This is a genomic window from Apibacter sp. wkB309 (assembly GCF_002964915.1).
Taxonomy (GTDB): Bacteria; Bacteroidota; Bacteroidia; order Flavobacteriales; family Weeksellaceae; genus Apibacter.
Window position 1 is genome coordinate 686,654 of record NZ_PSZL01000022.1, and the last position, 26,175, is coordinate 712,828.

Annotated in this window: 16 protein-coding genes; 4 read left to right on the plus strand and 12 right to left on the minus strand. The window is 31.2% G+C overall.

From position 1 onward, the window contains the following. Window positions 1-195: 195 nt before the first annotated feature. Genes C4S75_RS08930 through C4S75_RS08950 form a run of 5 tightly spaced genes read right to left on the minus strand, consistent with a single transcriptional unit; the run spans window position 196 to window position 10,938 of the window. Window positions 196-501, minus strand: a complete 306-nt coding sequence (locus C4S75_RS08930) for a VanZ family protein (RefSeq protein WP_158254244.1) — start codon at window positions 499-501, stop codon at window positions 196-198. 46 nt (window positions 502-547) lie between these two features. Then, on the minus strand, window positions 548-925 hold the full coding sequence (gene gcvH, locus C4S75_RS08935) for a glycine cleavage system protein GcvH (RefSeq protein ID WP_105297949.1): 378 nt from the start codon (window positions 923-925) through the stop codon (window positions 548-550). A gap of 27 nt (window positions 926-952) precedes the next feature. Further along, window positions 953-8,041, minus strand: coding sequence for a cell surface protein SprA (gene sprA, locus C4S75_RS08940; RefSeq protein WP_255410615.1), 7,089 nt, complete (start codon window positions 8,039-8,041; stop codon window positions 953-955). 9 nt (window positions 8,042-8,050) lie between these two features. Continuing rightward, window positions 8,051-8,632 (minus strand): Holliday junction branch migration protein RuvA, encoded by a 582-nt coding sequence (gene ruvA, locus C4S75_RS08945; RefSeq protein ID WP_105297951.1) that lies wholly within the window; start codon window positions 8,630-8,632, stop codon window positions 8,051-8,053. Window positions 8,633-8,658: 26 nt separating this feature from the next. After that, window positions 8,659-10,938: an NADP-dependent malic enzyme gene (locus C4S75_RS08950; protein ID WP_105297952.1), complete on the minus strand. Its 2,280-nt coding sequence runs from the start codon at window positions 10,936-10,938 to the stop codon at window positions 8,659-8,661. Window positions 10,939-11,296: 358 nt separating this feature from the next. On the opposite strand from C4S75_RS08950, the gene C4S75_RS08955 reads away from it, so the two are divergent. Continuing rightward, a complete protein-coding gene (locus tag C4S75_RS08955; RefSeq protein ID WP_105297953.1) occupies window positions 11,297-12,094 on the plus strand; it encodes a hypothetical protein in 798 nt (265 codons plus the stop codon). Further along, window positions 12,084-13,913: a chloride channel protein gene (locus C4S75_RS08960; protein WP_105297954.1), complete on the plus strand. Its 1,830-nt coding sequence runs from the start codon at window positions 12,084-12,086 to the stop codon at window positions 13,911-13,913. Before C4S75_RS08955 ends, C4S75_RS08960 begins: the two co-directional genes overlap by 11 nt. Before the next feature lie 120 nt (window positions 13,914-14,033). Here the strand turns inward: C4S75_RS08960 and C4S75_RS08965 are convergent, their stop codons facing one another. The 4 genes from C4S75_RS08965 to rpsA form a co-directional block, all read right to left on the minus strand. Then, window positions 14,034-15,524, minus strand: a complete 1,491-nt coding sequence (locus tag C4S75_RS08965; RefSeq protein ID WP_105297955.1) for an NAD(P)H-hydrate dehydratase — start codon at window positions 15,522-15,524, stop codon at window positions 14,034-14,036. Window positions 15,525-15,538: 14 nt separating this feature from the next. Then, the gene (locus tag C4S75_RS08970; protein ID WP_105297956.1) at window positions 15,539-16,045 is read right to left on the minus strand and encodes a DNA-3-methyladenine glycosylase; all 507 of its coding nucleotides are present in this window, start codon (window positions 16,043-16,045) and stop codon (window positions 15,539-15,541) included. A gap of 303 nt (window positions 16,046-16,348) precedes the next feature. After that, entirely contained in the window at window positions 16,349-17,350 is a 1,002-nt protein-coding gene (locus C4S75_RS08975; protein WP_105297957.1) for a 2-hydroxyacid dehydrogenase, read from the minus strand. Between the two features lie 256 nt (window positions 17,351-17,606). Beyond that, window positions 17,607-19,400 carry a 30S ribosomal protein S1 gene (gene rpsA / locus C4S75_RS08980; RefSeq protein WP_105297958.1) on the minus strand — a complete coding sequence of 598 codons (1,794 nt, stop codon included), beginning with the start codon at window positions 19,398-19,400 and terminating at the stop codon, window positions 17,607-17,609. 606 nt (window positions 19,401-20,006) lie between these two features. Here rpsA and C4S75_RS08985 point away from each other — a divergent pair. Continuing rightward, a complete protein-coding gene (locus tag C4S75_RS08985; RefSeq protein ID WP_105297959.1) occupies window positions 20,007-20,729 on the plus strand; it encodes a bifunctional 2-polyprenyl-6-hydroxyphenol methylase/3-demethylubiquinol 3-O-methyltransferase UbiG in 723 nt (240 codons plus the stop codon). Further along, window positions 20,730-21,446 carry a ZIP family metal transporter gene (locus tag C4S75_RS08990; protein ID WP_105297960.1) on the plus strand — a complete coding sequence of 239 codons (717 nt, stop codon included), beginning with the start codon at window positions 20,730-20,732 and terminating at the stop codon, window positions 21,444-21,446. A gap of 70 nt (window positions 21,447-21,516) precedes the next feature. Here C4S75_RS08990 and C4S75_RS08995 read toward each other — a convergent pair whose 3' ends face one another. From C4S75_RS08995 to C4S75_RS09005, 3 genes are all read right to left on the minus strand, one after another. After that, window positions 21,517-22,794 (minus strand): MFS transporter, encoded by a 1,278-nt coding sequence (locus tag C4S75_RS08995; protein WP_105297961.1) that lies wholly within the window; start codon window positions 22,792-22,794, stop codon window positions 21,517-21,519. 31 nt (window positions 22,795-22,825) lie between these two features. Then, window positions 22,826-25,081, minus strand: coding sequence for a TonB-dependent receptor (locus C4S75_RS09000; RefSeq protein ID WP_221404070.1), 2,256 nt, complete (start codon window positions 25,079-25,081; stop codon window positions 22,826-22,828). Window positions 25,082-25,342: 261 nt separating this feature from the next. Continuing rightward, entirely contained in the window at window positions 25,343-26,158 is an 816-nt protein-coding gene (locus C4S75_RS09005) for a histidine phosphatase family protein (RefSeq protein ID WP_105297962.1), read from the minus strand. Window positions 26,159-26,175: the final 17 nt, after the last annotated feature.

A 26,175-nucleotide genomic window follows, 5' to 3' on the forward strand; every position in this document is an offset into this window, starting at 1 on the left:
CTTAAGTCTTAAGGGTATTTTATTATAAAATTTATATGCAAAACATTTTTATTTTATCTAATTTAGAAGTAAAACTGCTATATGTATCGAACGGGAGTATTTTTAAATTTCTAAAATTTCTATTGATTTATGAAAATTTATCTTCGATTAAAATTATATTTTCGAATAATCATTGATTTCAAGTAAAAAAATAGCTTATAATATTTCAATCATTTTTTTTGCCATAAAATAACCAATTATACAACCTATAAAATCCGCCACCATATCAGAATATTCAAAGGTCCTTCCCAATTTCATATATTCTTGTAAAAATTCAATCAAAATTCCATAGAGAGTACCTATTCCTATTATTAGCAATTGATTTTTTTTAGGAAAAGAAATTTTAGCTAAAAAAGCTAATCCTAAAAATGTTAGGGTATGGATTAATTTATCACTGAAATGAGGAAAATAGTTTAATAAATTTTTATTTCCTTGAGGGGCTCGTAATAATAACCATGTCAATATCCCAAAATATAAGAAAAGTATAATACGTACTTTTTTATACTGTTTAAGTAAGCAGTTTTTTATAGTCTTCAGCATTCAATAGTTGATCTAGTAAAGTATTATTTTGTATTTGAACCTTTATAATCCAACCTTTTCCATAAGGATCGGTGTTTACTAAAGTCGGCAAATTTTCAAGCTCAAGATTCATTTCAAGCACTTTTCCATCAAGAGGCATAAAAAGGTCTGATACGGTCTTTATAGCTTCCACTGTTCCAAAAATTTCATCTAACTTTAGTTGATTACCGAGGCTATTTACATCTATATAAATAACATCTCCCAATTGTTGTTGTGCGTAATCAGTTATACCGATAAGTGCTGTATTACCTTCAATTTTTATCCAAATATGTTTAGAACTATAAAGTAAATCCGATGGAGTCTTCATATCAATATTTTATCTTTACATATATAATTAATTTCCAAAAGTAAATGTAGCACTTAATCCCGCTCTTATCGTTGAAAGCGGATATGCAGTTGAAACCTTGTATTTAGTAATCATTTGCTCATAGAAGAATTTAAGATTAAAATTCTTAGTAAAGTTATAATCTGTTGAAAATTTCAATGAAACTAAGTTTTGTCCACCCGTTACTTGAGAATCCAACTCAACCAATCGTCTAATGGTAGTTTTGTTATCTCTAATAGAAACGTCTCCTCTAATATTTAAATCGCCCGTTACCGGTTTAGTAGCTCCTCGATAACGCAATTTTAACTTAACATCTTTTACAATATATCCCAGACCGAAAACTACTTCATTGCCATAATCTTCTTGTAGGGTGTAATTTGTTAATCCTAAAGAATAGATTCTATCTTTATTGTAAGCTATTCTAATTTGGATATTATTTCTCATAGTGACATCTACTCCTGCAAGTGGACTGAACCCTTCTGACATAACTACTGTTCCGTAGGTGTAATAGTTATATCTGTTCCCGTTTAAATCTCGTTCAGGTGCTGTTGAATCGTTTTGTGCCAAATAATAATCGGGATTGGTTTGTACCCCATTAACGGTATAGTTTGAAATATAACTATGATTAATTCTAAATTCTTTGAACCAATAATTAATAAATGGAATATTTTTTAATCCTCCATAGGTAATTTTCCAATTTGGAACCGGCATACTGCGTTTATAACCTAACTTTTGACTTCCTGCACTTCTTCCTGAAAATGCAGATACAAAAGAAGGTAATAAAACTTCTGAATTGGTTAACCCATAACCATCTACATATCCGTCATTATTAGTATCGACTATAGGTTGCCCTTGTTTTGCAGCCACTCTTTGTGATAAAATCATTGAATTGCTAATCATTTTATTATATACATAATCTCCTGATTTGAATGCAGTCGCAAAAGATATAACTGAAGAACTGAACATAGCAGATCGATTGACGAATGTATTAGCAATTTGTCCTGTTAATGGATCTATAGAATTAAACCCTGAATGAGATAATGTCTTTTGATGATTACGAATGATATTTAAATCAATTTGTAAATGGTTAATCGGTTCTAATTGAAGGGTAGCTGACAATTGCGAATTATTGGTTTTCACATATGGACTGGTCATATATTCATTTAAAGAAACCCAACCTTCTGTTACTGCTTTATTCCTTAAATCGAATTGAGAACCAAATAAAAACCCGAATGTAGGACCACTTGTTGAACCGGCATATCTACCAACTCCAAAAAAACTTGGTTCAGGCAAGAATCCCGGTAAAATTGTTCCTTTATTCTCGTTTACCTGAATTTGACCTCTTTTAAAACTACTTGCAATCATCCATAAATAATCTGTAGCCTTATACTTATTTTTAATAGTATATTTTTTATAGGATTTAGGTTTTTTTAAGGCAAAATTTGTTTCATAAGCCCTATTTAAAGAATCTATTTCTCTTTGTCTCTTACGTTTTTTTTCTTCAAATTTTTTATAGTTTGAAAAATAATTATAGAATTTACTGAAATCAACATTTCCTATGACTGTTATAGTTTGTGCATTTTGTGCGGTATTTCCCAAACTTCTTTTTCTTGGATCGGCATTTGCAGGATCGTATGAAGTTAGGAAATTAGAACCAGCCTGCCAATCGTATTGACCTGTATATCCTACTTCCATAGAAGTGAAATCTAAATAAGGAAGTAAATGTATAGGTACTCTGTAGTTTAATTGGAATCTTTGATTGAAATTGATAGGTCTTCCTGCAGTAAACAATCCATTCCAGATCATTCCGTCGTCCGGTACTCCGTTTCCTATATCATCTAATATGGTTCTAGTTCCTGAAGAGAAATCTAATTTAAGCGAACGAGTTAGATTAAATCCTATATTGTATTGCCAACCGAACAAGAAATTATTGGCAAAAATAGGAGTATAACTGTTAGGGTTATTATTGAGATAAGCATTGATGTCTCTGTATTGGAATTCATTATAAGTTCTCGCAATATCAGCTTTAAAAGATAAACGAGAAGGAACCGGATTAAAGTTAACTTCTTTTAACCATTTTAAATATTTTGCGAATCGGCTGGTATCTTGCACCGCTCTCATTTTTTTAAATGGTTGATAATAAACACCTTTAGGTGAGAAGTTATAATCAATATAGGCTTGTAAATTTTGGTATATGTTATAAGTTGTATATATATCTCTAAAATAATCAGTGGAATAAGAAAAAGAAGCCGATAAGTTTTCTACATCATAAAATCTAGGCGTTTTACTGGTAGTTCTGTCTTTTCTTAAATTCGAAATAGAAATATTTTTTTGTGAGGAATAGCTTCTCACCACTTTTTTAAGTTCATTTTTTCTTGGATCATTTTTTAACTTCACATCATTATCCAACGGATTATATTTTGGATCTATAAATGTTTCAGACATACTAATGCTAACCGGTATTTTCATTCCCCATTTATCCGGAAGAACTCTATCTACATTTACGGCAGCACTTACCATATATTGTTTGGTTTCGTCTTGGCTTCTTTCACTCGGTTTACTATCGATTGCTCCAAAACCAACCGATTGATACGTTCCGGACGCAGATACTTGAGCAAAATCAGCCAAATTAAAATTGATACTTGCATTGGCTGCATATCCTCCTTCGTTATCAATATCAGATAAACGAAGTTCATCCAGCCATAAAACAACATGCTTGTCTATGCTGGAAGTATTTCTTACTCCCATCATTATTGAATTAACATTTCCTATGGAAGGTCTACCTTTAACATAGATGATTTTATCATCACTACCGGTTACATAACTGCGATATCGAACAGTACTATTATATAAGTTATTCTTATCTTTTTCATTTTTTGCAGCTACTAAATCTTTTAATTTTAATTCAATTGTATTTTCAATCGGCCATATATCAACAGCAGACGTAGCAGTATTCGGAGTATATTTTAATGGAAATTCGTATTCATAGTAATTATCTGACAAGTCACTACCGATACGGATGAAAAACTTAGCTTCTTTGTCTACAATATTACTTGAGGCATCTTGCATATTTTCAGCGTGTACAAACATTTTTAATGTTTTGTAACGTCTCATGTCTAATGCAATATTTTTATAAATACCTCTAGGTTCTGAATTTTTTAAATCTTTTATTTCTAACTTTAATGAGGATTCATTTTGCATTTGCGTTCCGGTAGTATTACCTAAAATTTCTCTGCTTATTCCCGGAGGCAATACATATGGTGGACGCGATGTAGAATTTTCTTCTAAGTTAACAGCGCTGATGATGACATTTGATACCGGTAAAAGGGTTGCATTTCCTTCGTCTGTATCTTGTTTGCTTTCTCCACTAACTGAGGAAATATTTTTTTCGTATTTTCTCCAATCACTTCTAACTAAATCCAGAGTTGCAAAACGCAACGTTGCAGTATTGGAAAATCCTTTCATTAACATACGTATATATCGTACATTATTTAAAATTTCAGCGGAACCAAATTCATATGCATTCACGGGGATTCGAACCAAATACCAAGTTGTATTTCCTTTTTTTCCGTTGGGTAATGATACTTCAACCTCTTTTTTATCAACAACCAATGGATTTTGATTATTTCTTAAATCGGAATCTAATAAAGAAAGACGATATTGTGTATAATTTTCTGTCTCATCTAAGTTAAAATCTTTATTCAAGTCTTCAGTATCCGGAGATGCTGAAGAAGCATCCATAGAATTTGAAGGTGAGTTGCCTTCTAAATTCCTGTAGTATTTATATCTTCCTATAATTGAATTTTTTTCATTGGAAGAATCCCATGCGCCATGTAAATAAAATACGTAATCGTCTGCAGACGGGTCTATTTCACCCGTTATAGGATTTACATAATTGGCGTTACTACCTATATCGTATCCTTTATTTTTATAGTAATCTGCTTCTTCAAAACTTGTTAATCCGTCATATCCAACGTCTTGTTTTCTTCTGGCCTCTCCTTCTGTATCAAAAGCATATACTAACGGATAATTTTTAGGTTGTTTCCCAAGATTAGTGGTTGTCATTTGACTCATATCGTCACTGATACCATTTTCATATTGCATAAAGCCATCTTTTAATACATCTTCAGACACATTTCCTAACTGAAGAATTAATTCAGGCTTACTACCTAATGGATTAGATCCCGGTGTTTTACTGTCAGCATACGGGTCCATCATCCAAAATTCAAGATATTCAATATTCGCTTCAGCGAAATTTGTTACCGATATGGGTCTCATTAAACCTCCCCATCGTTCTGATTCAGGGTCTTCATTACGGGTATTAAAATTATACGGTCCTCTTTCTTTGGGATAAAAAGATACATCAAACGTATTCATGTATAATTGTTCTCCGGCTATGTAATCTCTATCCGTAAAGATTTCTTGATATTTAACTCTTCGTTGTAAGTGTAAGGATAATGCATTATTATCTATCCCCGATGGTTGACCTCCACCAATTCCAAAAAATCTAGGGTCAATATTATACCAACTAATCAATGCCCTTCCATCGCCATTTCTTATATCATTCATATAAGTGGTACCAAATCCACCTTTTTCGGGTTTACTTGCGATTCCCCAATAGCCGGGTTCTTTAAGACTTATTTTTGATGCAGTTGTTTCAAAATCATCAATGTAAGAATTATCATTGATTGTTTTATTTTCTCCAGGTAATAAAGCTGCTCCTTCTACTTTAAAACTTACATTGGATTCTGCTTCCGTTTTAATTCCCGGAATCCAGTTGGTAAGTTTTGTTAAAAAAGGAAATTCTTTATTCAACATCATATTAAATCCGATCATTGAATTATTAACCGGTTCAGAGCCAAATTGTACTTTTTGCGTTAACGGTCTTTCTTTATAATTAAGAAAGGTAGCTCCCACTATAAATTCATCACTGAATTTATGTTCTACATTTAATCCCATGAACCTTTTTTTCTGCATATTGAATGCAAATTGATTCTCCAAGCTTATATTGATCGGAACTCCTGAATTTTTGTAGGTTTCATTGATAATGGTTACCATTCCCATTTGGTAGTCCACTACGTAATCAATTCCTTCATTTAATGTTTGACCGTTTGCCGTAACTTTAACTGACCCTCTCGGAACGTTAAATGCTCCCAGAGATATACCGTTTCCTATACTGCCTTTAAATCTACCCTCAATAGTGTATCGATTTGCTAGAGGATCTGATGTGACTGTATTGCCTCCTTTTAGATTTTTGTATAAATTTTCAAATATAAATTTTTCGTCTACTGATTTACTTTTTAAGAATTCCCCGAATGGTTCTACTTTAGTAAATATCAATTTACCTTTCTCTGAGTTTATGGTAATTCCTTCTACAAAGTCAAATATACCATCTCCTTTACCACTACTGGTAGCATCGTTATTTTGATTTAACCTGTCCCAATTTAATAATTGCAATAACTGTAAATTTCTTACATTTGGATCCGGTAAATAATTGATTTTTCCTTGAGAGGCATCTTGGTACATAACATTAACCATAAAACCATCAGGAGAAATTTGAGATGCATCCATTGAATAGATATTTTTCATCATCAAATCCCACATAGGTGATTCAGGAGAAACGATTTGATTAGGTTTTAGCAATTTTAAGATCAATACTCCGGTCACTTCATTGGAAAATTCCCCAACTTTATATATTTTGCCCGGATTTTTGGAATCTGTATATTGAAATGCTACCGCTAAAAGTTGATCATTATTTAGTTTTTGATTTAATGATATATATCCTAATTGTGGATTATAAGTATATTCTGATTCAGAAAGTTTTTTTACTCTTTTATGAACAACAAATTCTTTTCCACTTTCATAATTCTTCATAGTTGCTGAAGAACTTGAGGTGGGTACAACCGGTAAAGAAACACCATTCACGCTATTGTATGCTGTGGAAGCGTCCCTGATTCCCGATAGATTTGAAATGGTACTATATAAATTTAAATTTGAATTATCGGGAAGTTGTCCCGTGGTACTTTCTCCTAAGTCTCTTAATGCTATAACGGGATGCTGCTCTTGAAGGTTTGAGTTTCCTAAATCGATTCTCCACACTTCCATCTTAGTGATGTTAATGGTTGAACCTATTACCGGATAACTCTCCAAAGCTTTATCGTAATTGTTTCTAAAATAGTGCGTTAAGAAATAATGTTGATTTTCATCGTAATCAATTGCTTTAATTTTAAATGTATTAATTACTCCTCCTCCTTGAACTGTTATATTTCGGGCTTCGGATTGTTGTTCTGAAAATACGGTAGTTAAAAATGTTCTTCCGAATTGAAATTCCCCTTTGATTCCAAAAAGTGATTCAGCGCCTGTAATTAAACTGGTGCTAAGGGGCATATTTACATTACCAAATTCGATTTTCTTAATTATATTATCCTCTCCACCGCTTGTCCCATTGGGTAAGTTCGCCCCACTTCCTGAGCCCGGAATCCATGCTAAATTTAATTTATTTTCGAAGTTGAAACCTGCCTGAGTATCATAGTTTACTCCTAAATGTACATTATTACCAACATTTCCTATAAGACTCATTTGTATTCTTTGCCTTAAATCGATGGTAAAGTTCTTTCTGTTTTGTGGTAAAATTTGCGGATTGTCTATTTTTTGATGCAATATTCCTAAATCAAAGGATGCAAATCCTGAAGGTTTTAGTTCAATTTTATTACCTCCGAATATTTGCTCAAATAATTTGGATTTAACCGTAATACCCGGAATAAAGCCTTTTTTTTCTACTTCTCTTCCTTCTTTTTTCGCTCTTCCTATTTCATCTTGTAAACGTGAACGTTCTTTGTAATATTCATCAAACTTTTGTTGCATTACATATTGGGTATAGTCCTCGGCTGTCATAGTTATCGGAGTACCGACAACTACACCTCCCAGCTTGGGATATAATATGTAATTTCCACTTTTATAATCATAATACGCCTCATATTTTACAGGGTCATCCAATTGCAAAACTTGTTCATCATCATTTTCCTGAGCAAATAAAACACTACCACTTAAACAAAATATGGTTGCCAATAGCAAATAGTCACGAATATACCTTAACACTTTCAACGTTTATAGTTTTTTTAAAGTATCCTTGATAAGCTCTTCTACTTCGATATCCGGATTATCCTTTAAAATTTTATCAATTATTTTTTCGGTAATTTTTTTAGAAATACCTAACACCTCCAATGCACTTAACGCTTCAGATTTGTTTTTATTGCCTAAATTATAATCTAATATTTCAGACGTTTCAAATATAGAAATTTTATCCCGCAAATCAACTATTATTCTTTGAGCGGTTTTAGCTCCTATACCTTTAATTTTTTGAAGTGCCAGGTTGTTGCCGCCTGAAATAGCCGAGGTTATTTCCGATACAGACATTGAGGACAACATCATAATGGAGGAAGCCGGACCTACTCCATTAACACTTATTAAAAGATTAAATAAGGATCGCTCGGTTTTAGTTGAAAATCCATATAACGAATGGGAATCTTCCCGTATAATTTCTTGAATATATACTAAGGCTTTTTTTTCATTTTGAATGTCTTTATAGGTTTGTAAACTTATAGTGGCAAAATACCCCACTCCATTGCAGTCTATAACTACACTGGAAGGGGATATTTCAAAAATAATTCCTGATAAATGGGTTATCATTTTTGCTTATTTTACGGAAATAGTAATTATTTTTTTTCTTGAGCAGCAAGGGCAGCAAGGGTTGCTAGATTTACTATATCTTCTACCTTAGAATTTTCTGTAATTATTTGAATAGATTTATCTAATCCTAATAGAACCGGACCAATAGATTTTATAGACCCAATACCTTTTGCTAAACTCGCACTTAAATTAGCTGATGTTATGTCTGGGAATATTAAAACATTTGCCGATTTACCTCCTAATTTGCTAAAAGGAAATTCACTTATTAATTGTTCATTTAATGCATATTCGGGCTGAATTTCTCCGTCAATCAGTAAATCAGGATTAGTTTGGTTAAGTTTCTTAACCACTGCATCAACACTTTTAGATGCTACTGAATTTCCTGCAAAATTTTCATTAGATACCATAGCTATTCTAGGTTCAATACTCATTTTCTTTACGAAATCGGCTGTAATTTGAACTATTAAATCTAAGTCATTACTGCAAGGATTTCTACTTAATGAAGTGTCCGCGATAAATATCGGTCCATTTTTAGAAAGAAGAATCATGGCAGATGCTACTTTTATATTTGATGATTCAGAATAATCTACTACTTTTATAATTTGATTTAAAGCTTCCGTATAATTTTTAGTAAATCCGGTTAAAAATGAATCTGCTTCACCCATTTCAACAGCAATGGCTCCCAAATATTCTCTGTTAGTTAATAATTGAGCGGCTTGTTGTCTAGAGGTTATTCCTTTACCATTTTTTTGTTTTAGATCATAAAGATATTCTACATATTTGTCAAATTTATGAGTAGACGAAACTGTATCAATATCCAATATTTCTGCCTCAATTTCTAAATTATAGTATTGCTTTGTTTTTTCAATGAGATCTTTTTTACCTAACAAAATTGGTTGAGCGATCTTTTCCTCAGCTATGATTTGCGCAGCTTTTAATACATTGTATTCTTCAGCATTGTCGAAAATTATTCTTTTGGGATTACTTTTAGCCTTTGCCTTGAATTGTCTTATAATTTTTTCATCGTTACTTCCCATTCGATCTAATAATTCTTCCTCATATGCATTCCAATCAGTAATAATGTGTTGTGCTACCCCGCTATCAATTGCAGCTTTAGCCACTGCCATCGAAACTTTAGTTATTAATCGTTTATCAAATGGTTTAGGGATGATATAATTTCTTCCAAACTTCATATTTTTAACATTGTAGGCTTGTATCACTTGCTCAGGGACGTTTTGTTTAGCTAAATCAGCTAAGGCTTTAACTGCAGCTAATTGCATTTCTTGATTTATGTCAGTTGCTCTAACATCTAATGCTCCTCTGAAAATATATGGGAAACCTAAGACATTATTTACCTGATTAGGATAATCACTTCTACCGGTAGCCATAATAACATCTTTTCTAGTTTCAACTGCCAGATTATAATCAATTTCGGGAGTTGGATTAGCCATGGCAAAAACAATCGGATTTTCATTCATAGACAAAAGCATTTCAGGAGAAACCAAGTTTCCTTTAGATAATCCAATAAATACATCGCTGTTTTTCATAGCATCTTCCAAAGTTCTATCCGGAGTATCTACAGCAAACTCAAGCTTTTCTTCATTCAATCCGGTTCGACCTTTATATATCACCCCTTTGCTGTCGCACATTAATATATTTTGTGGGCTGGCTCCTAATGCTTTGTATAATCGAGTACAAGAAATGGCCGCTGCACCTGCGCCACTGACTACAATTTTTACCTCTGCAATATTTTTTTTGGAAATTTCCAATGCATTTAATAAGGCAGCGGCTGATATAATTGCTGTTCCATGCTGGTCATCATGCATTACCGGAATATTTAATTCCGCTTTTAATCGTTTTTCGATTTCAAAAGCTTCAGGAGCTTTTATATCTTCTAAATTAATACCTCCAAAGGTTGGAGCTAACGATTTAACTATTTCAATAAATTTGTCCGGATCTTTTTCATTTACTTCAATATCAAAAACATTGATTCCGGCAAAAATTTTAAATAATAAACCTTTACCTTCCATAACCGGTTTAGAAGCATCTGCACCAATATCTCCCAACCCTAACACGGCTGTTCCGTTGGAAATTACTGCTACCAAATTTCCTTTTGAGGTGTATTTGTAACTATCTGCACTATTTTTTTGTATTTCTAAACAGGGTTCCGCCACTCCCGGAGAATAGGCTAATGATAAATCTGTTTGAGTTGAATGTGGTTTGGTAGGTATAACTTCTATTTTACCTTCTGGTTTGGAACTATGATATTCTAAAGCAGCTTCTCTTAAATTTTTTTCTCGTGACATTGTTTTAATAATATTTTGACATACAAAAGTAAATATTTTTATTTTATAACATAGATACTATTTTTTATCTATAGTTTATATGATAAAAATATATAGAATTTATAATTTATTAACTTATAGACAATCACTTAATTAGTATATTTTTAAATTAAATGTTACATATCCATGAATTTATATTTTTTTAAAATACATAATTGTTTTAATTATATCGCAATAATATACCTACTTAGCATTTCCAATGGTTTTTATATTTTATTTTTCAGATATTTATTTTTAACGGGCTTATCCTTACGAAATGCGCCTAAATATATATATTATAGGTAATATTTGTTTAATTTTGTAAGCTAATAAATTATTTATGAATAGTACTCTACAAAGTAAATTAGATAAATTAAAGGAGAACGGTTATAATTTATCTGTTAATCAAGTAATTATGGACGGGTTTACCGCTTGGAAAAATATTATTTTTTATGGAGTATTTTGTGTTTTGTTTACCTATCTTTTTACTAACTTAATTAATAATTTATTGGGCCGTTATCTAGGAACTAATATAATTGATCTGGAATTTATTAAAGCGATTAATAAATTAAATAATCCTCAAGCGTTCAACAAAATTATCCCATTAGTTCAAAACTATATATCAAATCCTTTAATAATTGTAAAAAATTTATTGTCTTCAGTTATTGGAATTCTTTTATACCCTTTAACTGCAGGCGTTGTTTATTGTGCTTATCAAAAAGATAGAAACGGAAAAGCAAGTTTTAAAGAGTTAATAAGTGGCTATCAAGGTACTAAGTTTTTTAAACTTATTGGATTAGCTTTCATCGTACTAATTTTACATTTCATTAGTACTTTCTTTTTGTTTATTCCTTCTCTTTATTTTACACCTGCTTTCATTTTAGCCGGAGCTTTTATAATTATTGATGATGTCCCCTTAATTCAAGCTATTACTTATAGTTTTAGAATCGTAAATAAGAAATTTGGAAAAGTATTTTTATTATTAGTAATTTCTTGTTTAATTAGTAAAGTTTTAGGAATCTTTTTGTGTGTTGTAGGTATTATTTTCACATACTCTTTTTCTCAAGCCATTGTTTATTCTTTGTATAAAAATACTGTTGGCTCAATAGATGTTGATGATGAAATAAATGAAAATTAATCAATCTATTATAAAAAAATATTTTGAGTCCTATTGGGATTCAATTAAAAAATTACGAGTAAAATATAACATCGTAATACGAAAATTCAGGAATCAAAATCCTCAAGCATTTATTTATTTAGCAAGTACATTAATTGGAATAATTGGAGGAATAAGTGCGGTAATTTTAAAAAATTTAGTTAGTTTAACTGAAGAACTAATTTATCATAATAAAAATTTTAATTTCAATTATTGGACTATTTTTTTCCCTACCATCGGTATTATTTTGACCGTTATTTTTATTAAATATTGGGTTAAAATGGATATAAGTCATGGAGTTGAAAAAGTTTTATTTGCCATTTCCAAGAAACGTAGTATAATAGATAAAAAAAATACATACAGTTCGATTATAGCCAGTTGTTTAACCATCGGTTTTGGAGGATCTGTAGGTACCGAAGCTCCCATTGTATATACAGGAGCAGCCATTGGGTCTAATATAGCCCGGGAATTTAAACTTAACTTAAAATTAAGAACTTTATTCATTGCTTGTGGATGTTCCGCAGCCATTGCAGGTATTTTTAAGGCTCCGATAGCTGCCATTATTTTTTCGCTTGAAGTTATTATGATCGATTTAAGTATGTGGTCATTAATACCAATTTTAATATCTTCAACCACCGGGGCTCTAATTTCCTATTTTTTATTAGGTGATAATATATCGTTTTATTTTGCGATTTTTGAACCATTTGATAAATCGAAAATTCCTTACTATATAATTTTAGGTGTTATTTGTGGCTTTTTTTCATTGTATTTTATAAAAATCGGTCGTTTAATTGAGAAGAAATTTTCTACCAGTAAAAGCATTTATTTAAAAGCTATTTTGGGCGGTTTAGCAGTAGGTATCTTGATCTTTATTTTTCCACCGCTTTTTGGTGAAGGGTATATTGGGCTGCAACATTTAATGAGTTCTCACCCGGAAAGTATAGCAAAAAATTCATTCTTTTATATATTGAGAGAAAATGATTATTTTCTTATTCTTTTTTTAGTAGGCATTTTGTTTATAAAAGTGGTTGCCAGTAGCTTTACTACTTCGTCGGGGGGTATTGGCGGAGTATTCGCTCCTGCTCTTTTTACCGGCGGAATTTTAGGTTTTGTATTTACAAAAATTATTAATCTTACTAGCTTCACCAAGCTTTCTGAACATAACTTTACTTTAGTGGGAATGGCGGGTGTAATGGCAGGTATCATGCATGCTCCCATGACCTCGATTTTCCTTATTGCTGAAATTACAGGAGGATATAGTTTATTATTTCCTTTAATTATTACTTCTACCATTGCTTATCTTGTGAAATATCATTTTGATAAACATTCTGTGTATACCTATAATTTAAAAAGAAATAATGAGATGATTACTCATAATAAAGACAAAGAGGCTATTCGTAGGATGAATATTAAAAATCTTATTGAAAAGAACTTCGTTAAAATTTCTTTATCTTTATCCTTTTCTGAGTTTATAAATGAAGTAATTCCTTCTTCAAGTAAAAAGTTTTTTATCGTTGAAGATTCGGATCAGAAATTTAAAGGATATATCATTTTGGATGATCTTATTAATATTTTGCTCCATAAGGAACGTTATGAAAGTTTACATATTGTTGATCTTATAACCCAACCATCTGAGTGTATTTCTTTACTTGATGATAATGAAACTATTTTTAGAGTTTTCGATAATTCAAATTCTTTGTACTTACCGGTTGTTGAAAATGATCAATTTATCGGAATGCTTTCTAAATCTAAATTATTGGATAAATACCGAAAATTAATCGTAGATTTTTCAGAAGATTAAGTTATTTATTTAATAATACATTACCGGAATTAAAAACTATTGGAATAATAGATTTCTTATGTCGCTAAGTATTAAGTGTAATGCCGGTAATGTTTACTAAAAAATTATTTTTATTTGTGTTTACTTATTTAATTCCAAGAAAACATCGGAAAGACACTCTATTATACTTTGAGCTGTCATAGCTTCTTGAGAAAATTTCTCTGAGGCATAATCCCCTGCTTTACCATGAATGTAAACCCCTAAAATAGCTGCCAATTTCGAGTCATAACCTTGTGCCAATAGTCCGGTGATAATACCTGTTAAAACGTCTCCACTTCCCCCTTTTGCCATTCCGGCATTACCTGTAGCATTATAATAACAAAGACCATCCGGTAATAAAATTGCTGTGTTATGCCCTTTAATGACTATAACAATTTCATGCTCTTTTGCTTTTTTCCTGGCTAGTTCGCATTGCTCTAAAGTAGAATTAGTTTTCCCAAACAATCGCTCAAATTCCTTAGGATGTGGAGTGATTATAGAATTTTTAGGAACTAAATTTAATAAATCTTTGCTTTCTGAAATTATATTGAGTGCGTCAGCATCCAAAACCATCGGATTTTTTTCATTTTGCAGCATTTTTTCAAATGCCATTTTTGTTAATACCTCTGTACCCAGCCCCGGGCCTATACCTATGGTATAATTTTTAAATGGAATTTGTATATCTTCTATATATTTATCTCCGCATGAGAAAAACATAGCTTCGGGAGCAACGGTTTGAAGTACTAAACTGCCGTATTCAGGAGCTCCGGTAAATACCAATCCGGTACCCACGCGTAAAGCAGACAATGTAGAAAAGGTAATAGATCCCATTCTTCCATAGCTTCCCCCAATTATAATGGCTTTTCCGAAAGTTCCTTTATTACTGAACGGACTTCTTCTTTTATAATTTTTCTCAAAAAAATCATTTTCTATAAGGTAATTATCGGTTTGTTCATTTTCAATAAATTTTTTATCCAAACCTATATCCAGTACATGTATTTTACCGGCGTATTGTGCAGCTTCGGGATGTAAAAAAGATCTTTTATAAAATTCAAAAGTCAAGGTTTCATCTGCTCTAAACACCGTTTGGTTTTCTTCGGGAAGTGAATCTGTAAATAATCCTGAAGGTATATCAATTGAAATTTTTATAGCATTGATTTCATTTAATTTTGAAACTATTTTTTCAGCTTCTCCTTTCAATTTGTTATTTAATCCTATACCAAATAAAGCATCAATAATAATCGCTTTTTCTTCGTTTACTTCAAAATCATCTCCTTCAATAAAATCTACTGATTTTGGAAATTTATCAAAATTGATTTGAGTATCTTCTGTAAAGTCAGAAGAAGATTGTATGATAAAGGCTTCGACATTATAATTTTCATTGTTCAACAATCTAGCTAAAGCTAAACCATCTCCTCCATTGTTTCCTTTTCCACAAAAAATGTAATAGGTATATTCGTTCGAGTATCTGCTTTTTAGCCATTCAAAACAAGCTAAAGCTGATTTTTCCATTAAATCTAAGGATGTTGTCATTTCACTTTCGATGAATTGACTTGCACATTCTTTTATTTGCGTTGATGTTAATATCTTCATAAGTATTGTTAGTTTCAAGTTATTATAAATCTCCAAAGTTTATTCTTCCAAATTTCTCCTGCATAGTCTATTCCTACTCGTACGGTGGTAATAAAATTTGGTTTAATTTGAGAATCTTCAACCCAAATTTTTTTAGAAGAAGCTAAATCTTCTCCATAAAAATCTTTATTTAACTGTAATAATTTGCCAACTCGTCCCGGACCGGAACATCCCTCAACGCCTCTTATTAATACTGCTTGAGGTTCGTTCTTTTTACCCGTAACAAAGTTTAGCATCCAATATATTCCATATATCAGATAAACATATACTTTTCCTCCTTCATGGTACATAATCTCTGTTCTTTTGGTTCTACCTTTACTTGCATGACAGGCTAAATCTTCTTCTCCTCCGTATGCTTCTGTTTCCGTAATAGTATATTTTACTATTTCTCCGGAATCATAAGCTCTTACGATTTTTTTCCCTAATAATTCCTGCGCTACAAAAAATGCTTCTTTTTGAAAAAATTTAGTATCGATTCTCATTTTATCTTCACATCGGTAAAAATAAGTACTTTTTTTGAATTATAAGTTATTAAAATAAAATTTGATTAATAAAAATAACATTTTATTTTATTTATCTAAAATCACCTGATGAAATCAAGTTTTTTTTATTTATATATCAAACATTAATCAAATTATTTATAATTTTAAAAAAAATACTTAAAATATATTTTATTTTATAAAGAAATATAATATATATAGAATTTATTTTTTTACCCTATATGAAGTTGAAATTCGATTTTATGTTCTTTTAAACTTTCAAAAATGAAAATAAAGTTTCGCTACCTATACTAATTCTGCCGCTTTATTGTCAATACTGTTGTTTTTGCTTAATTGTCTTAAGTTATCTAATGTTACTAATGCTATCTGTGTTAATGCTTCTTCTGTGAAAAATGCTTGATGCGCCGTTACTAAAACGTTAGGGAACGAAAGTAATAATTGTATTTTGTCATCTTCAATGATGGTTTCAGATAAATCCCTAAAGAATAATTTATCTTCTTGTTCATAAACATCAATTCCTAATGCTCCAATTTTTTTAGATTTTAATCCGTCAATAATATCTTGTGTATTAATTAGACCTCCTCTACTGGTATTAATTAAATACACGCCGTTTTTCATTAAGCTTATCGTATGTTTGTTTATTATGTGATGTGTTTCAGGTGTTAAAGGGCAATGTAAAGAAATTATATCGGATTGTTTTAGTAATTCTTCTAAGGTAACGTATTGAAATCCTTCTTTTTTTAGTTCTTCATTGGGATAGACATCGTAAGCTAATACGTTTGTACCTAAGGCTTTTATTGTTTTACAAAATACTTTACCAATATTACCTGTTCCTATAACACCCACCGTTTTTTTATAGATGTTGGTACCCAGTAATCCATTAAGGGAAAAATTTTGCTCTCTAACTCTATTGTATGCCTTATGTGTTTTTCTGTTTAAGGTTAAAAGCATCGCCAATGTATGCTCTGCTACAGCTTGAGGAGAATACGCAGGAACTCTGCATACTTTTATTTCATATTTTTTAGCAGCTTCTAAATCTACATTGTTGAATCCTGCATTTCTTAATGCTATATATTTAATTCCTCTTTTTTTTAGTTTTTTAATTACCCCTTCGTTTAATTTATCATTTACAAAAACGCAAATGGCATCGGTTCCTTCTTCAATTATATTGACTGTATGTTCATCCAAATTGGGTTCAAAATATTCTAAATCAAAATTAAAATTTTTGTTACATTCATTAAAGAATTTTATATCATAGGGCTGTGTTGAAAAAAATGATACCTTCATATTTAAATTTTTATCATTAAACTTAATTTTTATATAATTACAAATATTGTACAAAATTATATATAAATTTTTTCCGGTATAAAGTTTATTTTTTTAAAGATAAAATATAAACAGGCGGTATAATAGGTAATAAATTTATATTCAATAAGTTAATCTAAATAACAAATTTACATGTTGATTATATTAAATAAAAAAAGAACCGTAAATAAATACGGTTCTTTATGAATTATTTTAGGAAATGGTTATATTATAAGGATTATTGTCCTTCTTCCATTTTTCTTTTTAATTCTTGTAATTCGTCTAAATCACCTAAAGTAGATTTTTCAACAGTTTGATTTTGTGATTTAACTTGTTTTTCAGTTTCTTCTCTATTTTCTTCTTCACGGAAAGTTCCGGTATGAGAAACTACAATTCTTTTGAATTCTTTATTAAATTCAATTACTTTGAATTCAGTTTCATCACCTTTTTTAATTTTAGAACCGTCTTCTTTTTCTAATAATCTAGATGGACAGAAACCTTCTACTTCAGCGTCTTCAAATTGAACAGTAGCTCCTTTGTCGAATAGCTGAACTACTTTACCTGTGTGTACAGTTCCTTCAGCGTATTTAACTTCGTATTTTTCCCAAGGGTTTTCTGTTAATTGTTTGTGACCTAAGCTCAATCTTCTAGCATCAGTATCTAATTCTAAAACTACTACATCTAATACGTCACCAACTGAACAGAATTCGGAAGGATGTTTAATTTTCTTAGTCCAAGATAGATCTGAAATGTAAATTAAACCGTCTACTCCTGCTTCTAATTCAACAAATACTCCAAAATTGGTAAAGTTTCTTACTGTACCTTTGTGTTTAGAACCAATTGGATATTTTGCTGTTATATCAGTCCATGGATCCGGAGTTAATTGTTTCATACCTAAAGACATTTTTCTTTCTTCTTTATCTAAGGTAAGAATAACACATTCTACTTCATCCCCGATTTTAACAAAATCTTGAGCTGATCTTAAATGAGTAGACCAAGACATTTCAGAAACATGTATTAATCCTTCTACTCCCGGTGCAACTTCTACAAAAGCTCCATAGTCTGCTAAAACAACTACTTTACCTTTGATTTTATCTCCTACTTGTAAGTTTGGATCTAATGCATCCCAAGGGTGTGGTTCTAATTGTTTCATTCCTAATTGGATTCTAGATTTTTGATCATCAAAATCAAGAATTACCACATTAACTTTTTGATCTAATTGAACTACTTCAGATGGATGATTTATTCTGCTCCAAGATAGGTCTGTAATGTGGATTAATCCGTCTACACCTCCTAAATCAATAAATACTCCGTAAGAAGTTATATTTTTAACAACTCCTTCTAATACCTGACCTTTTTCAAGTTGTCCGATAATTTCTTTTTTCTGATCTTCAATGTCTGCTTCGATCAATGCTTTGTGAGAAACAACTACATTTTTAAATTCGTGGTTAATTTTAACGATTTTAAATTCCATAGTTTTTCCTACGTATTGATCGTAATCGCGGATTGGTTTTACATCAATTTGTGAACCCGGTAAGAAAGCTTCGATGCCAAATACATCTACAATCATTCCTCCTTTAGTTCTTGATTTTACATAACCTTCAACGATTTCGCCGGTCTCATGAAGCTCATTAACTCTATCCCATGCTTTAAGCATTCTTGCTTTTCTATGAGAAAGTTGTAATTGGCCGGTTTTATCTTCTCTTTGAGCAACCATAACTTCAACCTCATCTCCAACTTTAAGATTCGGATTGTAACGGAACTCATTCAAAGAGATAACTCCTTCTGATTTAAAGTTTATATCAACGATTGCTTCTTTGTCAGTAATACGAACAACTTTACCTTTGAAAACTTGATTTTCGTCAAGTTCTCTCAAAGAAGTATCATACATTTTTTCTAACTCAGACTTTTCTTTTCTATCCTCAGCATTTAATCCGGATTCAAAAGAATCCCAGTCAAATTGCTCAGGAGCAACATTTGCATTTTTAAGAGTTTCTTGCTCTTCTACTAAATTTTTAGTCTCTTCGGACATATTTTTATAAACATTGTATTCCTTTGCTTTTCAATGTAAGATAAAGGCGAAATTGATGCTTAGGAAGTGGTTATACTTGATGTTATTACGATTTTCTTACTTTCGCCAAATCGAGGCGCAAATATACTAAAAAAATTTTAATTAAACTTAATTTTTATCTTCTTTTTTACTGATTTACTTTAAGTTAATCAATATTTAATAAAAATTACATCCTTTTAGCTCTTAGAAATATAAATACTTAAAAAATAGTCTATTATAGCTTTTTTTAATTTATTAACCAACTATATTTCAATATACTACTATCTAAAAAACTAATTTTCTTTTCAAAAATCCTAAGTAAAAAATACTAACCATTAAAATAAAACCAAATGATAAATCCCAATAAGTTTTATAAAATCATGAATTCGAGTATTCTGAACACAAAGCCATATAAATTTATATTTCAAGTTCAATTATTAAATTATAATACTAGATATACTATAATGATCTTTTGGTTTTTAAAATTAAAATAAGTTAAAATAAGACTTATCTATTATAAATAAAAAATCTTACTAATTCTAGGGATAATGTTATTAATAGGTAAAAAAATTGTATTAAATTTGAGGTATGGATTGGTTTGCAGAATGGTTTAATACTCCTTATTATCATATATTATATAAAAATCGTGATGATCAGGAAGCTCAAGAGTTTATAACAAATTTATTAAAATACCTTGCCTTACGTAAGGAGAGTAAAATTTTAGATTTGGCTTGTGGTAAAGGTAGACATAGTATTTTTTTAAATAAATTGGGATACGATGTTATAGGCGTTGACCTTGCACCGGAAAGCATTGCTTATGCAAAGCGTTTTGAAAATGAACATCTTAAATTCTTTGTTGCAGATATGAGAAGAAGCAATTTTCCGAACCATTTTAATGCCATTTTCAATTTATTTACCAGTTTTGGCTATTTTAGTGATGATGAAGACAATTTAAAAGTTTTTCAATCTGTTTTTGAACAATTGTTAAGTAAAGGAATATTTGTGATGGATTTTATGAATGTTTCCTTAGCAATGGATACGCTTGTTAAACATGAGGACAAAGAAGTAGACGGTATTTTATTTCATCTGCAAAGGAAAATTGAAGATGGTTTTATTATAAAAGATATTACATTTCAAGACAAAGGTAAAAATTTTCATTTTCAAGAAAGAGTAAGAACTTTTAAACTGAATTATTTTGAAAGTCTGGCGAAAAAAGTAGGATTTACTTTAAAAAATGTATTCGGTGATTATCAACTCCTCCCATTTGATGAAAAAAATTCCCCCCGTCTAATTTTAATTTTTGAAAAATAAATGGATTATGTCGTATTGATTTCTGCTGTAATCATCGGAGCAGGAATAGCTTATTTTTTCCAAAATAATTCAAAATTTAATAAACAACTTTTAATGTTTAGTGCGGGATTGCTTTTAGCAATAACTGTTTTAGACATGTTTCCTTCCTTGTATATAGATGGAGGAATAAATGCAGGAATATGGATTATTATCGGGGTTTCCATACAATTAATTTTAGAAGGATTATCTAAGGGAATCGAACACGGTCACTTACACAGCTCAGAACATCATACGGACAGCGTTATTCCGATTAGTGTAATGCTGGGTTTGTTTATTCATTCATTTTTAGAAGGAACTCCATTGGAAGTTCATCATATACATAATCATGGTGCTCATGATCATTCCATGCATTCTTCAAATATCTTATGGGCGCTAAGCATCCATAAAGTTTCGGAATCCATTGTTTTATCTACCTTTTTATTTTCTTTACCTATTAAAAGGATATATTCTTTCTCTATTCTGGTTTTGTTTGCCGTTTCAGCTCCTATTGGGGCTTTCTTTGGTTCATTCTTAGATCCTCATATTTATCCTAAATTATTGGGTATCGTAGCCGGAATTTTTTTACATATTTCTTCTGTGATTATATTTGAAAGTAATGAGAAGCATTCCTTAAATTGGCAAAAATTACTTTTAGTATTTAGTGGAATGTTCGTAGGTTTTTTAATTTCTGTAGTTTAAAATATGCGTTTTACCTATAAAAAAATTCCCCTAAAATGTTAGGGGAATATATCTTTATATAAAAATATGATTAGTTAACGGGTATATCTTTATTTACATTTTTACTTCCGATTAATGCATAATAAAGGATATAAGCAAATTCTATGATAATCAACCAATAACTGGATAAAAAACCAAATAAATCAGCAAAATAATTTTGTATAAGGGGCAAAATTCCTCCTCCACATACCATCATCATAAAAATTCCGGATGCTGCTGATGTGTATTTTCCTAATCCTTCTACCGCTAAATTAAATATACCTCCCCACATTACGGAAGTACACAATCCACACAATACAAAAAATACGATGGTAATAGGTAATTCTGCAAAACCTATAGATATATCCGATTTAAATACAGGCATACTGACCGTAGATGAAATAGGACTAATTATTGCTAAAACTATGAATATTAACCCTAGCAGTGAGGTGAAGGCCAACATAGCCTTACTGGAAATACGAGCTCCTAACGATGCTCCTATTAATCGACCGATGAGCATTAAAAACCAATAGGTTCCTACCACCGTTCCAGCCACAGTTGTATCAATACCTAAACCTCCTTTGTCTGGTGCAGAAGTCATAAATAAATTGGCGGTATTGGGAATTCCTACTTCAATACCTACATATATAAATATGGCAACTACTCCTAAACAAAAATGTCTAAATGAAAATGCGCTATATTTTCCTTCAATTTTTTCTTTTTTATCTAAAAAAGGTTCCGGTATATTCACCAACAACAACACGATAAAGGCAAGGACAAAAATCCCCATGGCCAAGAAAAGAGCGGGATTTGCTTCTTTTATGGTTGCTCGTGATGCATTTCCGATTAAATACCCTACCAATACAGGTACAATAGTTGCTCCCATTGAGTTTATTGAACCGCCTAATTGCAGCAAAATATTCCCTTTTTTACCTCCTCCTCCTAACGTATTTAGCATAGGATTTACAACGGTATTTAACATACACATAGAGAATCCTGAAACAAAAGCTCCTATTAAATAGGCAACAAAACTTTCCATTCCTCCGGATAAGTATTGAATTCCAACGCCTAAAAATCCAACCACAATGGCTACTAAGGCTGTTTTTTTATATCCTATTTTTTGTAACAGCATACCCGCCGGAATACCCATAAATGCATAGGCTATAAAGTTTGCGGCATTACCTAGTTGAGACATAAAGTTGGATGCGCCAAATTGATTTTTGACAATTATTCCCATCGGATTTTGTAAGCCTGTTACAAATGAAATCATAAAAAACAGGGCAAACATCATTGCTATAGGTAATGCATAATTTTTTTCTTTATTAGTCATATTTAGTATTATTTTTAATTATTATTATAGGTTAAAAAGAGTATTTAAGACCAAACTCAACTGTAAAAGGTCGGATGTATGTTCCTGAAAGAATAGTTCCTTCCTTCTTTTTAGCTTCTTCAGAAGTTAAGATCAAATCAGAATCCCCCATATCTCCTTTAGCTCCCCTTTGATTGAATAAATTTATCACAGTTGAAGAGAAACTTAAGTTTTTGGTAATAGCATATTGTAAACCGGCAAAAGTTTCCCAACGACTTGCAAAATATATTGTATTTGGTCTATTGGCATATTGTTTACTGAAATATCTTGCACTCGCCCAAATCCTTAAATCTTTCCAAACATAACTCGGATCAATCTCTAATAAAACTTTAGAAATACCCGTTACATATTTGTCTGTGAAATCGTATTTAGCTGCTGCACCGTCTTTAAATTTAACTTCTCCGATAAAATTTTTATATTTTGGACTTTGTAAAGTGATTAAAAAGTGTAATTCAAAGTTTTTTATGGGTTTTGATATGATATCTGTAGTCCATCCTATGGTTTCAATATCATAATTAGTAGTTTCTCTTTTCACTTCTCCCGGATTATTGGGATTGGAAAAATTTACTGTTGAACGATATTCATTACGGGTAATATACGTTGCCTTAGAAACTATACTTGCTAACGGATGATTAAAATATACTCCAAACCCTGCAGTTGGTATTTTAGATTTTTTGATATTAGGATCAACTCCAATGTTATAGTATTCTAAGTGTCCGGCTTGTTCATTGTAATTAACCTCACCCAGTAAACCAAATTTAGAGGTCATTTTATATACTGCATTTAACATGTAGGATTGATTAACCCAATCTTTATCAATATCGGTTTTAGGTCCTGTTAATGTTTGCAATCCTAAATTTCTGTCCTGGTAATCTCCCCGTAATGCTTGATACTCAATACGTCCACCCAAATTTAATTCTAATTTATCCGCCAATAACCATTTATCTAATATATATAATGCTAATTTATTTTCATTCCCATTATGATATTCTAACCCTTGATTTAAATTAAAATCTCCATTGGCATTTGCCGTACCTCCTACTTGAATTAATTTTCTTGGATTCGGTGCTACCTCTTGAAAATACATTGCTGATTCTGTAGCATATTTATCCACTTTATAATGCCATTCGTTTAAACCAACTTTCAAATCGTGGTTTCCAATCTTTTTGCCTAATTCAATGGTACCGGTTATAGATTTAACAGGAGTTTTTCTGGTTGCTAATATTAATACTCCTTGTGCGTTATTTCCCATATAGGCTTCTCCCGTATCAGCATATACATACTCTCCCGGTTTTGCTTCGGAAACTCCTGCCATAATAGGTATGTAAATTCCCACTTTGGATGAATGGTAACGAACCATATAATTTAAATAAAATCCATTATCAAATTTGTTATTACCCAGTAGATCAACTGTATGGGATTCTGTACCGAAATCGTCTAATATATCTTTTTCTACCAAATTTCCGGTAAAAGCATCCATTAATGTTATTTTTCCAGATCTTTCATGATATGATTTCCGCCCAATTTTAAATCCCGATATTTCACTTACATCCCCATCTTTTCCATACATAAAAGGGCTGTAATTATACGTTAGATTTTTAACATTAACATATTTATATAATACTGAAATAGAGCCTTCTCCTCCTCTGTATTTATAGTCTTGAGTTAAGGCCATTTTATACATTTGGGTCTTATCGGCATAGTATTTATCTATAATTGATGGTTTAAAAGTTCCCGGGTCAAAGCTCAGATAAGCACCGGCTGAATATTTAAGTCCCTTAGTATTTACAGGTCCGCTCACATTTGCACTTCCTCTCATTAATCCAAAATGATTAGATTCCAAATTAACTATACCTTGAAGCTTATCTGTGCCTAGATTATCAAAGGTATTTAAGGAAAAACCTACATCTCCAATATTGATAAAGGTTTGTCCTAAGTCAAATAACCCCGTACGATTAAGGGTAACATCAGATCTCCATGCCTTAGTAGGTAGTTCCGGCCAATAGTGGAATACTACCGGCAATCCATTCTCAAGAATAGTAGTACCTCCTACTGAAGCAGGTAAACCGATATTTACATCCCTGGGACCGGTACTATTTGCTGCATTTAACATGACATTCCTATCATTTTTCTGTTCTATGTCTACTTTTATCGTATCATTTTTCGTTTGATTTTGACTATATATTTCATTGGTACTTATCAGTAATAAAAGTACTGACAATGAATATATACTATTTTTATTTCTCATCTTTTATAAATTTTATTTCAGTGGTTACGTGCTCTGCTCTTTTTTATATACAGAGCTTTATGTTCTTTGAAATTGATGAATTATAACAGTATCAAACACTAAAAATTTTAAAGCCGACTTAATGATAGTTTTTCATGAAAACCATATATTACAATAAATTAAAGTATTTATACTATTATGTAAATGCGTATAAATCATCTTATTCAATTATTTAGAATGCAGTAAATTTTAGTTGTTCTTTAATTTCTTACTTGATTTATTTTATTTGCCTAATACCTTTTTTCCTTTTTCCACATAACTCATATCTCCAAAAGATTCAATCGTAAATTTTCCGTCTTTATAGATTACTTTGGAAACTGCTGCATTTCCCATGTGTGTTCCTGCTATTTTTTTACCGCTACTGTCTAGATCTGAAAGAAAAACGCTAATTGCCATACCATGAGCGACTAATAATATATTTCCTCCTCCTGATAAAGCCTCTTTTTCTGCTATTTCACGAATAGCTTTCTGGCCTCTAGTTTTAACATCTTCATAATTTTCTCCTATTCCTAAGGTTTCCAATGTTTTAAATGTGTTCATGGCTCTTTTTAATATTTCAGGATTTTTGGCCATATCGGCAAAAAGTTCTTTAGAAGATTTATAGTGTAAATAAAGAGCCGCATCTCCCCACATTTTCGAGTTTAAATCACCTTCATAGCTACCAAAATTGGTTTCCCTTAGTTGAGGTACTTCTGTTATTGCTAATTTTTCTTGTCCTTTAGTATCTAAGACTATACGAGCTGTTTGCCTGGCCCTTCCTAAGTCACTGGAATAAGCTGATTTAAATTTAACATCTTTAATTCCTTCCCCTAGAAACTTAGCCACTTCCACTCCTTCGGGTGTTAAAGGGGTGTCTGCCCAACCTTGCACTCTATCCATGGTATTCAATATAGTCTTACCATGGCGGGTAACATATAATATTACCGTCTTATCTTGTTTTGATGTTTTTTTATTTTGCCCATAAACATGTGGGTTAATTGATACAGTCAATAGCATGAAAACTATCAACTTAATGTTTAGTAGTACAGAGTTTTTCATTTATTTACATTTTATTT